Source organism: Pseudomonas sp. LFS074 (assembly GCF_047978165.1).
Lineage (GTDB): Bacteria > Pseudomonadota > Gammaproteobacteria > Pseudomonadales > Pseudomonadaceae > Aquipseudomonas > Aquipseudomonas putida_P.
In genome coordinates, this window is record NZ_JBFPFV010000002.1 from 227,122 (window position 1) to 238,999 (window position 11,878).

10 protein-coding genes are annotated in these 11,878 nt (G+C 62.0%); 6 read left to right on the forward strand and 4 right to left on the reverse strand.

Going from position 1 to position 11,878, the window contains the following annotated elements:
- Positions 1–36 precede the first annotated feature (36 nt).
- The gene (locus ACNQP3_RS19205) at positions 37–534 is read right to left on the reverse strand and encodes a PaaI family thioesterase (protein ID WP_071984565.1); all 498 of its coding nucleotides are present in this window, start codon (positions 532–534) and stop codon (positions 37–39) included.
- A 57-nt stretch (positions 535–591) separates the two neighbouring features.
- The gene (locus ACNQP3_RS19210; RefSeq protein WP_012273281.1) at positions 592–1,974 is read right to left on the reverse strand and encodes an amino acid permease; all 1,383 of its coding nucleotides are present in this window, start codon (positions 1,972–1,974) and stop codon (positions 592–594) included.
- A gap of 255 nt (positions 1,975–2,229) precedes the next feature.
- Here ACNQP3_RS19210 and ACNQP3_RS19215 point away from each other — a divergent pair, with 255 nt between their 5' ends.
- Together ACNQP3_RS19215 and ACNQP3_RS19220 are read left to right on the forward strand one after the other, a co-directional pair.
- Positions 2,230–3,126, forward strand: coding sequence for a LysR substrate-binding domain-containing protein (locus tag ACNQP3_RS19215; protein ID WP_012273282.1), 897 nt, complete (start codon positions 2,230–2,232; stop codon positions 3,124–3,126).
- 121 nt (positions 3,127–3,247) lie between these two features.
- Positions 3,248–4,498, forward strand: coding sequence for an aspartate aminotransferase family protein (locus tag ACNQP3_RS19220; RefSeq protein WP_071984566.1), 1,251 nt, complete (start codon positions 3,248–3,250; stop codon positions 4,496–4,498).
- A gap of 3 nt (positions 4,499–4,501) precedes the next feature.
- On the opposite strand, the gene ACNQP3_RS19225 is transcribed toward ACNQP3_RS19220, so the two are convergent.
- Positions 4,502–4,804 carry a hypothetical protein gene (locus tag ACNQP3_RS19225; protein ID WP_012273284.1) on the reverse strand — a complete coding sequence of 101 codons (303 nt, stop codon included), beginning with the start codon at positions 4,802–4,804 and terminating at the stop codon, positions 4,502–4,504.
- A 159-nt stretch (positions 4,805–4,963) separates the two neighbouring features.
- On the opposite strand from ACNQP3_RS19225, the gene ACNQP3_RS19230 reads away from it, so the two are divergent.
- Positions 4,964–5,389 carry a hypothetical protein gene (locus ACNQP3_RS19230; protein ID WP_012273285.1) on the forward strand — a complete coding sequence of 142 codons (426 nt, stop codon included), beginning with the start codon at positions 4,964–4,966 and terminating at the stop codon, positions 5,387–5,389.
- 73 nt (positions 5,390–5,462) lie between these two features.
- A complete protein-coding gene (gene fusA, locus ACNQP3_RS19235) occupies positions 5,463–7,583 on the forward strand; it encodes an elongation factor G (protein ID WP_012273286.1) in 2,121 nt (706 codons plus the stop codon).
- Between the two features lie 72 nt (positions 7,584–7,655).
- Here the strand turns inward: fusA and ACNQP3_RS19240 are convergent, their stop codons facing one another.
- Positions 7,656–9,098 carry a SulP family inorganic anion transporter gene (locus tag ACNQP3_RS19240; RefSeq protein ID WP_012273287.1) on the reverse strand — a complete coding sequence of 481 codons (1,443 nt, stop codon included), beginning with the start codon at positions 9,096–9,098 and terminating at the stop codon, positions 7,656–7,658.
- Positions 9,099–9,320: 222 nt separating this feature from the next.
- Between ACNQP3_RS19240 and ACNQP3_RS19245 the strand changes: the two genes are divergently transcribed.
- Together ACNQP3_RS19245 and aceA are read left to right on the forward strand one after the other, a co-directional pair.
- Complete coding sequence (locus ACNQP3_RS19245; protein ID WP_012273288.1) at positions 9,321–10,091, forward strand: secretin N-terminal domain-containing protein; 771 nt, start codon at positions 9,321–9,323, stop codon at positions 10,089–10,091.
- A 457-nt stretch (positions 10,092–10,548) separates the two neighbouring features.
- Complete coding sequence (gene aceA, locus ACNQP3_RS19250; protein WP_012273289.1) at positions 10,549–11,874, forward strand: isocitrate lyase; 1,326 nt, start codon at positions 10,549–10,551, stop codon at positions 11,872–11,874.
- The last annotated feature ends 4 nt before the right edge of the window (positions 11,875–11,878 follow it).

An 11,878-nucleotide genomic window follows, 5' to 3' on the forward strand; every position in this document is an offset into this window, starting at 1 on the left:
GGTGACCATCACCGACCACTCATCAGCGCGGGCAACTCAGGCCTGGCCATGGGCCTTGAGCTTGAGTTTTTCGGTATCCACACGCACGAACACCGAGTCGGCGCTCACGGTCAGCACGTCGCCAGCCCAAACTTCGCAGATAACCCGGCTCTTGCGACCCACTTCGCCCTCCACACGCGCCTTGAGCAGCAACTCGACACCCATCGGCGTAGGTTTCAGGTAGGTCAGGTTAAGTGTGCCGGTAACGCAGTCTATACGTGGCAGGCTTCCGGGCTCGCGGCCTTCGTTGCGGTAGTGGTAGGCCATGGCTGTCCAGTTGGAGTGGCAGTCGACCAGCATCGCCAGCAGGCCACCGTAAACCAGGCCGGGCCAGCCAATGAAGGTGCTGTCGGGCGAGTGCCGGCACAACAGGTGAACGCCGTCGGCGTCCCAGTGACTTTGCAGGTGCAGGCCGCTTGGGTGGGAACAGCCGCAGCCGTAGCAGGTACCCTCCGGCGCCGCGAGGGCCTGAAGGGAAAGGGATTGGTCGTTCATACGCTTCCTGTGCTTATTGATATGGGGGCGCGCAACGCCCCCATTAAAGCAGAAACATCAGGCCGTCTGGGCAACCACATTGGCACGCCGCTGGGTCAGCGAAACCAGCAGGATGAACGCGGTCACCCCCGCAGTCATCAGCGTTTCATAGCGGTAGGCATCGCTGAACAGCATGTAGCCCAGCACCATGACGATGGTGCCGATCACCAGCCAGGTCAGCCACGGGAACAGCCACATCTTCAGCTCGAGCGGGCGCCCTTCACGTTCGGCACGGGCACGCATGCGCAGCTGCGATACGGCAATCACCAGGTACACCAGCAGGGCGATGGCCCCCGTGGTGGACAACAGGAAGCCGAACACCTTGCCAGGGAACACATAGTTGACCAGGCAGCCGGCAAAGCCTGCCAGGGTAGAGAAGATCACCGCCACTGTCGGCACGCCGGAACCGGAAATGCGCTTGGTCACGCTCAGCGCCTGACCACGAGCACCCAGCGAGTAGAGCATGCGCGACGCGGTGTACAGCCCCGAGTTCATGCAGCTGGTCACCGCCACCAGTACCACCAGATCGACCAGCAGCTTGGCGCCCGGCACGTTCAGCACTTCCAGCACGCGCTGGAACGAGCCGACTGCTTTGAGCGCTGGGTCGTTCCAGGCCACCAGGGACACCACCAGGAAGATCGACGCCAGGTAGAAGATGGCGATGCGATACACCACCAGGTTGGTGGCGCGGCGGATCTTGTCTTTCGGGTTGGCGGTTTCGTCAGCGGCGATGGTGACAATTTCGGCACCGAAGAACGAGAAGATGGTGATCAGTACGCCCCCCAACACCGTCCCGAAGCCATTGGGCATGAAACCACCGTTGTCCCACAGCCGGCTGACTCCAGAGACTTCAGCCAGCGGCCAGAAGCCGAACACCGCCAAGGTGCACACCCCGATGAAGCCGATGATCGCTACCACCTTGACCAGCGCGAACCAGTACTCGAAGGCACCGAAGTTCTTCACGCTGACCAGGTTGGTACCCGACAGCACCAGCATGATCAGGAAGGCGAACAGCCAGGACGGCACGCCAGGGAAGTAGGCGTGCAGGATGTCAGCGCCGGCAATGGCTTCCACCGGAATGATCAGTACCCAGAACCACCAGTACAACCAGCCGATGGTAAAGCCCGCCCAAGGGCCGATGGCCTCCGAGGCATAGGTGGAGAACGAGCCGCTGTTGGGGTTGGCGATGGCCATTTCGCCGAGCATGCGCATCACCAGCAGGACCAGCAAGCCGGTCATGGCGTAGGAAATGAGGATGGCCGGGCCGGCGGTGGCGATGGCGTTGGAAGAACCGATGAACAGGCCGGCGCCGATGATGCCGGCGATGGAGATCATGGACACCTGACGGGAGGTCAGGCCGTGTTGCAGGGAACGCTGTTTCTTGTTGTCTTGCGAAGCCATGAAGAACCCTCGAATGGGTCGGCCGCAGCAAAGCGGCTGAAGGTCGGAGCAGAATTCTTATAAATTTCTGATTGTCGTTGTTGTTGTTTTGCAGATGCCGGAAGCGGGTACTGACCTCCTCTTCGCATGACCGGTTGTAATCGTTGATCCAGGTCAGTATTAATCTATAGGCCGGGGTCAACAAACGACCTTTTCGAACCACATGATTCCGTTTTGGAATGAACTTCATCCTTTTTTGCTCGGTATTTGCCCGTCATGTCCAAACGCCTGATGCCTTCGACCACCGCCCTTCAGTGCTTCGAAGCGGCCGCCCGCCACCTCAGTTTCACCCGTGCGGCCCAGGAACTGCACCTGACCCAGAGCGCTGTCAGCAAGCAGGTGGCGCAGCTTGAGGACATGCTCTCGCACTCGCTGTTTCAGCGCATTCGACGGCGCCTGCACCTGACCCCGGCCGGCGCGCTGTACCTCACCGAAGTGAACAAGATCCTCACCCAGATCGACATCTCCAGCCGCTACATCCTCAGCTACGGCGACGAAACCGAAGTGCTGCGCATCGCCACCCAACCCACCTTCGGCGCGCGCTGGCTGGTGCCCAAGCTCAAGGGTTTTGGCGACCGCTACCCACGCATTCACCTGGATGTACGCAACGAGCTGGAGCCGTTCGACCTGGTACAGGCCAAGGCCGACATCGCCTTTTTCTTCGGTCAGGGCACCTGGCCTGGTGCAACCTGCATCGAGCTGTTCAGCGAAGAAGTGGTGCCCGTCTGCAGCCCGCAGCTGCTGGCCAATCACCGATTCGACAGCGCCCAGGCGCTGACCGAGCACCGCCTGCTGCAGTGCGTGTCGCGGCCGGAAGCCTGGCATGAGTGGTTTCTCGGGCTGGGGCTGCACAGCCAGAACAGCTACCACGGGCCGCGCTTCGACACGTTCTACCTGTGCATCCGGGCGGCCATTGCCGGCTGCGGCATTGCCCTGATACCACGCTACCTGGTGGCCGAAGAACTGAGCGAGGGCAAGCTGGTGGTGGCTTGGGACCACCCGGTGGCGAGCAATGGCCGGCACTTCATTGCCCATGCCGAGCATGCGGCCGAAGTGCCGAAGATCAGGGCTTTTGTGCAGTGGATCCGCGAACGGGTGGCTGAGGGGGACTGATTCAACCGATCCCGGCCAGATCACGAATCCAGGGAATGACCGCAATCGAATAATTCGTTTGCGAAATACCCCCTCGACACGCTTGGATAATAAGAAACTCGAACAAAGGTCCCGCGTGCCCATGAACCAGGAAAGTATCAGCCAATCCATCGCCATCGTTCACCCGATCACACTTTCCCATGGCCGCAATGCCGAAGTCTGGGACACCGACGGCAAACGCTATATCGACTTTGTCGGCGGTATCGGTGTACTCAACCTGGGCCACTGCAACCCGGCCGTGGTCGAGGCCATCCAGGCCCAGGCCACCCGCCTGACCCACTACGCCTTCAACGCGGCACCTCACGGCCCGTACCTTGCGTTGATGGAGCAGCTGAGCCAGTTCGTGCCCGTCAGCTACCCACTGGCCGGCATGCTCACCAACAGCGGCGCGGAAGCAGCGGAAAACGCCCTGAAAGTGGCCCGCGGCGCTACCGGCAAGCGCGCCATCATCGCCTTCGACGGTGGCTTCCATGGGCGCACCCTGGCCACCTTGAACCTCAACGGCAAAGTCGCCCCTTACAAGCAACGGGTCGGAGAACTGCCCGGGCCGGTGTACCACCTGCCCTACCCCAGCGCCGACACCGGGGTGACCTGCGAACAGGCACTCAAGGCCATGGACCGCCTGTTCAGCGTCGAGCTGGCCGTGGAAGACGTGGCAGCGTTCATCTTCGAACCGGTACAAGGCGAAGGCGGCTTCCTCGCCCTGGACCCGGCCTTCGCCCAGGCCCTGCGCCGCTTCTGCGACGAGCGCGGCATCCTGATCATCATCGACGAGATCCAGTCGGGCTTTGGCCGCACCGGCCAGCGCTTCGCCTTCCCGCGCCTGGGCATCGAGCCCGACCTGCTGCTGCTGGCCAAGAGCATTGCCGGTGGCATGCCACTGGGTGCGGTGGTCGGGCGCAAGGAATTGATGGCATCGCTGCCCAAGGGCGGCCTGGGTGGCACCTATTCAGGCAACCCGATTGCCTGTGCGGCAGCCCTGGCCAGCCTGGCGCAGATGACCGACGAAAACGTCGCCACCTGGGGTGAGCGCCAGGAGCAGGCGATCGTCAGCCGTGTCGAGCGCTGGAAGTCCTCGGGCCTGAGCCCGTACATCGGCCGCCTGACCGGCGTGGGCGCCATGCGCGGTATCGAGTTCGTCAATGCCGACGGCAGCCCGGCACCGGCGCCACTGGCCAAGGTGATGGAGGCGGCGCGGGCCAAGGGCCTGCTGCTGATGCCCAGCGGCAAAGCGCGGCACATCATCCGCCTGCTGGCCCCCCTGACCATCGAGGCCGAGGTGCTCGAAGAAGGCCTGGATATCCTCGAGCAGTGCCTGACGGAGCTGAACTGAGGTTTACAGACCCAGTTCTTGCGGGGTGAGCATGTCGGACTCGAAGGCAATCCAGCCGCCTTCGAGCTCAGCGTGGCCATTGACGATCGGGCCGTAGTAGGTCAGGCCGTTTTCCAAGGTCACGCAGATATGCGTGGCGCTTTTTTCTGGGGCCGCGAGCGTACCGACGAAATGCACCTTTTTCAGGGTTTCGGTCACCGCCTCCAGGCCAACGCGCATGTTGGGGTTTTCCGAGGCCTCGGTATCTCCGCCACGGTCTTCGGCGCTGATGGTCACGGTGGCGGTGTACGGGTACTGGGTGCTCAAGCGGGGTTACCTCATTGGGTGTGTAGGCGTATGGGCGCGTAGAGTACGGCAGGCGGCCCCTGTTGTCTCTACTGGCCTCATCGCCAGCAAAAGGTGATCTGCCTGCCCCGATCTGTTAGGGTGCCCGCCGATGCACGCCACACCACACGAGGATCCCGAGTGAGCGCCGAAGAACCCCTGATCGCCGACCTGTTCGACGTCGACAAACGCCTGTCCCTCAAGCCTGTCGTGGACTTCAACAGTTACCTGCGCAACGCCTTCGGCGAAGGCCCGTGCCGCTGCCACCGCTGCCTTGAAGGTGCCGACCCAAGCACCTACAGCCACGCGCACGACTTCACCTTCGAGGGCCGCCAGTGGCACCGCCGCTTCGCCAGCACCGCCGGCAGCGACGTCGGCCAGGTGTTGAAAAAGGCCTGGCTGTCCTACACCAAAGCCGACCTCAACCTGATCGGCGTGCTGGACCTGACCACCCTCAAGACCTTTACCGAAGACGCCCTGCACGCGCGCCTGCTGGCCTTGCTGCCGGCCAGCGGCCTGGCCCGTGAAGTGGATGGCCAATGGATGCTGCAAGCCCAGGCCGACTGACGGCCCGGCGGCACGGCAGGATTCCACCGGTCTGCTAACGTGGTGGAATCCGCCCATTCGCAGGTAGTCCGCCATGGCCCGCACAACGCCCATCGAGCTGTACCGCAATATCGGCATCGTCGCCCACGTGGACGCCGGCAAGACCACGACCACCGAGCGGATCCTGTTCTACACCGGGGTCAACCACAAGATGGGCGAGGTGCACGATGGCGCCGCGACCATGGACTGGATGGCCCAGGAGCAGGAGCGCGGCATCACCATCACCTCGGCGGCGACCACGGCCTTCTGGCAAGGCTCGACCAAGCAATTCCCCGACAAGTACCGCTTCAACATCATCGATACCCCCGGCCACGTCGACTTCACCATCGAGGTGGAGCGCTCGTTGCGCGTGCTCGATGGTGCGGTGGTGGTCTTCAGCGGTGCTGACGGGGTAGAGCCGCAGTCCGAGACAGTCTGGCGCCAGGCCAACAAATACCATGTGCCACGCCTGGCCTACATCAACAAGATGGACCGCCAGGGCGCCGACTTCCTGCGCGTGGTCAAACAGATCGACAAGCGCCTGGGGCACCACCCGGTGCCGATACAGCTCGCCATCGGCAGTGAAGAGAACTTCATTGGCCAGATCGACCTGGTGAAGATGAAGGCCATTTACTGGAACGATGACGACCATGGCACGAGTTATCGCGAAGAAGAGATCCCCGAGGAGCTCAAGGCGCTGGCCGACGAATGGCGCGCGCACATGCTCGAAGCGGCGGCCGAGGCCAATGACGAGCTGACCATGAAGTTTCTCGACGGCGAGGAACTTAGCATCGACGAGGTCAAGGCTGCCCTGCGCCAGCGTACTATCGCCAACGAAATCGTGCCGACCATCCTTGGTTCATCGTTCAAGAACAAGGGTGTGCCGCTGATGCTCGATGCCGTCATCGACTACCTGCCCGCCCCGTCCGAAATCCCGGCGATCAAAGGCACCGACCCGGATGACGAAGCAAAACACCTGGAGCGCCACGCCGACGACAAGGAACCATTTTCGGCATTGGCCTTCAAGATTGCCACCGACCCCTTTGTTGGCACCCTCACCTTCGCCCGCGTGTACTCCGGTGTGCTCAGTTCAGGCAACGCGGTACTCAACTCGGTCAAAGGCAAGAAGGAACGCATCGGCCGCATGGTACAGATGCACGCCAACCAGCGCGCCGAAATCAAGGACGTGTGCGCCGGCGACATCGCCGCACTGATCGGCATGAAGGATGTGACTACCGGCGACACCCTGTGCGACATCGACAAACCGATCATCCTGGAACGCATGGATTTCCCCGACCCCGTGATTTCCGTGGCCGTGGAACCGAAGACCAAGGCCGATCAGGAAAAAATGGGTATCGCCCTGGGCAAGCTGGCCCAGGAGGACCCATCGTTTCGCGTACGTACGGATGAAGAAACCGGTCAGACCATCATCTCCGGCATGGGCGAATTGCACCTGGACATCATCGTCGACCGCATGCGCCGCGAGTTCAATGTCGAAGCCAATATCGGCAAGCCGCAGGTGGCCTACCGCGAAAAAATCCGCAACACCTGCGAGATCGAGGGGCGCTTCGTCCGCCAGTCCGGCGGGCGCGGCCAATATGGCCACTGCTGGATCCGCTTTGCGCCTGGCGATGAGGGCAAGGAGGGCCTGGAATTCGTCAACGAGATTGTCGGCGGCGTAGTGCCGCGCGAGTACATCCCGGCAATCCAGAAAGGCATCGAAGAACAAATGAAAAACGGCGTACTTGCCGGTTACCCGCTGATCAACCTCAAGGCCGCGGTGTTCGACGGTTCCTATCACGACGTCGACTCCAACGAAATGGCCTACAAGATCGCCGCGTCGATGGCCACCAAGCAGCTGTCGCAGAAAGGCGGCGCGGTGCTGCTGGAGCCGGTGATGAAGGTCGAGGTGGTTACGCCCGAAGAGTATCAGGGGGACATCATGGGCGACCTGAGCCGCCGCCGAGGCATGATCCAGGACGGCGACGAGACGCCTGCAGGTAAGGTGATTCGCGCCGAAGTACCACTGGGGGAGATGTTCGGCTATGCCACCTCAATGCGCTCGATGACCCAAGGGCGCGCAAGCTACACGATGGAGTTCACCAAATACGCCGAGGCACCGGCAAACATTGTCGAGACGATCATCAGCAAGAGCCAGGGCAAAACCAAAACCTAACCCTCCGATGGCGCTCCAGTCCTCCAGTTTTCGCCAAACCCCTGGAGGGCTGGCCACCCAACCCTGCAAGCCTCAGTGCTGCTCGCCTGCCCGCTTCAACAGCGTCTTGCACCGCTCCGACAAATGCACCACCCGCAGTTGCTTGCCCGCTTTGGCATAGCGCTCACGCAGTGTTTTCAACGCCGCGATTGCCGAGTAGTCGACAAAGCTCAAATGCTGGCAGTCAAGCGTGACCTTGCCTGGGTCGTTGGCCGGGTCGAACTGGTTGAGGAACGGTGTGGTCGAGGCAAAGAACAGCGTGCCATGCACCTGGTAATGCTTGCCCCCTTCGCCATCCTCATGGCTGTCGGCATACAGCTCTCGCGCATGCTGCCAGGCAAAGTTCACCGCCGCGATGATGATACCGAACAGCACTGCCGTGGCCAGGTCGGTGAATACCGTGACCACGGTCACCGCAATGATCGCCAGCACATCGTTCACCGGCACCTTGTGGAGCACCCGCAGCGACGCCCAGGCGAAGGTCTGCTGAGCCACCACGAACATCACCCCCACCAGCGCCGCCAGCGGAATACGCTCGATCAGCGGCGACAGGAACAACACGAACAGCAAGATCATCACCCCGGCCACTACGCCCGACAACCGGCCACGGCCATTGGAGCTGAGGTTGATCACCGTCTGCCCGATCATCGCGCAGCCACCCATGCCACCGCACAGGCCCGAGACCATGTTGGCGGCACCCAATGCCACACACTCGCGGTCCGGAAAGCCACGGCTCTCGGTGATTTCATCGGTCAGGTTGAGGGTGAGCAGGGTTTCCAGCAGGCCGACCATGGCCATCAACACCGCGTAGGGGGCAATGACCTTCAGGGTGTGCAGATTCCAGGGCACATCCGGCAGCGCCAACCCTGGCAGGCCGCCGGCGATATGCGCCATGTCGCCCAGGGTACGGGTGGGCAGGCCCAACAGGTACACCAGCAGGCCGACACCGAGAATCGCCACCAGCGCCGGCGGCACCGCACGCGTCAGCCTGGGTAGCAGGTAGACCACCACCATGGTCAGTGCCACCAAACCGATCATCAAGTACAGCGGCGCGCCACTGAGCCAGTGATCGCCGTCCTTGAAATGCTCGAGCTGGGCCATGGCAATGACGATTGCCAGGCCGTTGACGAAGCCCAGCATGACCGGGTAAGGCACCAGGCGCACCAGCTTGCCCAGCCTCAACAGACCGAACAGGATCATCACCACGCCACCCAGCAGCACCGTGGCCAACAGGTATTGCACACCGTGCTGCACCACCAACGCGACGATCACCACCGCCATCGAGCCAGCGGCGCCGGAGATCATTCCGGGTCGACCGCCGAACAGCGCAGTCAGGGTACAGATGATGAACGCGCCATACAGGCCCATCAGCGGGTTGAGGTGGGCCACCAGGGCAAAAGCGATGCATTCGGGCACAAGGGCGAACGCGGTGGTCAGGCCGGCGAGCAGGTCGGCGCGTAGTCGGGCGGGCTTCATGGACATCCTGTGGTGCGGTCCGGGCGGACGTTACAAAAACGAGGGGCGCGATGTTACGGAATTTGTCTGACAGCGGCCACCGCTCTCGGCTTTGCAGCGTCAGGCACCCATGCTCGCCTGGCGCGCTGGGCAAACGTAGACAAAAGACAACTTGTGATCTGGAACCGGCACAACCCAGGCAAATTTGCCATCATGATCATTCCACCTGCGGAGATCATGGACATGCCGCTACGCCCCCTTTTCGCTTCCCTGCTGCTCGTTGCCAGCTACGCCGCCCAGGCCGCCACCGAGGTGGTGCCGCTGCAGCACCGCGCCAGCGCCGAACTGCTACCTGCCGCACAGGCATTCATCGGCAAGGACGGTACGGTCAGCGCCTTCGAGAACAAACTGATCGTCAACGCCAGCCCCGAGCGCATCGACGACCTGCGCGCCCTGCTGCAACAGCTGGACACCGCCCCCAAGCGCCTGCTGATCAGCGTCGACAACAACGACAGCAACTTCCAGGATAACCGTGGCAATGCACGCGTCATCCACTACGGCACCAGCAACCGCGACGGCGGCATGCAGCAAGTGCAAGCCAGCGAAGGCCAGCCAGCGCTGATCCAGGTTGGCCAGAGCATCCCGATCACCAGCACCAGCACCGACGGCTACGGGCGCATCCAGAGCAACACCGAATACCGCAACGTGACCCAAGGTTTCTACGTCACACCAAGCCTGAGCGGCGATACGGTTCGTCTGCAAATAAGCACCAATAACGACCGCATCAGCCAGGAACGTGCAGATGTAGTGAAAGTTCAAAGTACCGACACGACAGTCACCGGCAGGCTGGGTGAATGGATCACCCTGGCAGGCTACAACCAGCAGAGCCAAGCCGACCGGAGTACGTCAAGCCGTAGTTACAGCACCCAGCGCGGGGAAAACATGACATTACGTGTCAAAGTCGACCTTCTCGACGGATCCCAGGCAATTCAAGGCCTCGACCAAAGGCCTTGAAACTGACTGCCAAGTCGCATTAGACCAAAGATGTAGTAAGTAGAAAAAACCACTACAAAACATTTGACAGGGTCTTTTTCCCAAGGGCATGATGGCCTCGCTCCCGCTAATCAGGGGCCCTGGCAAGGGCCTTCGAGGCGTGCTCCTCCCCACCCCTGGAGGCGTCTCGTGTCTATACGGCCCACAAGGCGGTTCGACGGGATTGCGACTGCAACGAAGAAGTTGTCCCGAGGGACGGAAGCGCATCACCGCAGTACTGGCAATCGCGTAGCACCGCAGCAAGGCAACCACGAGCCGACCTGCCGGAGCACACCTTCGCCTGGCCTGCCCACCCTTCCCCTTCGAGCCTTCGCGTTCGCCGCCGCACTCCTGCGAACAGGACAGCCGCCAAGCGCCCTGATCTGCACCCGAGCATCAGCACAATTAACCCAAGATCGATGCGACGAGGTTTATTTCCATGGCACTGACACGCGAACAGCAAATTGCAGCCCTCGAGAAAGACTGGGCCGAGAACCCGCGCTGGAAAGGCGTGACCCGTACCTACACCGCCGCTGATGTCGTTCGCCTGCGTGGCTCCCTGCAGCCAGAGCACACCCTGGCCCGTCAGGGTGCAGAAAAACTGTGGAAGCTGGTCACCCAAGGTGCCCACCCATCCTTCCGCCCAGAAAAAGATTTCGTCAACTGCATGGGCGCCCTGACCGGTGGCCAGGCAGTGCAGCAGGTCAAGGCCGGCATCCAGGCCATCTACCTGTCCGGCTGGCAGGTTGCCGCCGACAACAACTCGGCCGAGTCGATGTACCCTGACCAGTCGTTGTACCCGGTCGACTCGGTACCGACCGTGGTCAAGCGCATCAACAACTCGTTCCGCCGCGCCGACCAGATCCAGTGGAAAGCCGGCAAGAACCCAGGCGACGAAGGCTACATCGACTACTTCGCACCAATCGTGGCCGACGCTGAAGCCGGTTTCGGCGGCGTACTGAACGCCTACGAGCTGATGAAGAACATGATCGAAGCAGGCGCCGCCGGCGTGCACTTCGAAGACCAGCTGGCCTCGGTGAAAAAATGCGGCCACATGGGCGGCAAGGTACTGGTACCCACCCAGGAAGCCGTACAGAAGCTGGTGGCCGCGCGCCTGGCAGCTGACGTGTCGGGCGTACCGACCATCATCCTGGCCCGCACCGACGCCAACGCCGCCGACCTGCTGACCAGCGACTGCGACCCGTACGACCAGCCGTTCGTGATTGGCGAGCGTACCCGTGAAGGCTTCTACAAGGTACGTGCCGGCCTCGACCAGGCAATTTCCCGCGGCCTGGCCTACGCGCCGTACGCCGACCTGATCTGGTGTGAAACCGCCAAGCCGGACCTGGACGAAGCCCGCCGCTTCGCCGAAGCGATCAAGAAGGAATACCCGGACCAGATCCTGTCGTACAACTGCTCGCCGTCCTTCAACTGGAAGAAGAACCTGGACGATGCCACCATCGCCAAATTCCAGCGCGAGCTGTCGGCCATGGGCTACAAACACCAGTTCATCACCCTGGCTGGCATCCACAACATGTGGCACGGCATGTTCAACCTGGCGCACGACTACGCCCGCAACGACATGACCGCCTACGTGAAACTGCAAGAGCAGGAGTTCGCTGACGCCAGCAAAGGCTACACCTTCGTGGCGCACCAGCAGGAAGTGGGCACCGGCTACTTCGACGACATGACCACCGTGATCCAGGGTGGCGCATCGTCGGTGACTGCACTGACCGGCTCCACCGAGGAAGAGCAGTTCCACTGATGGT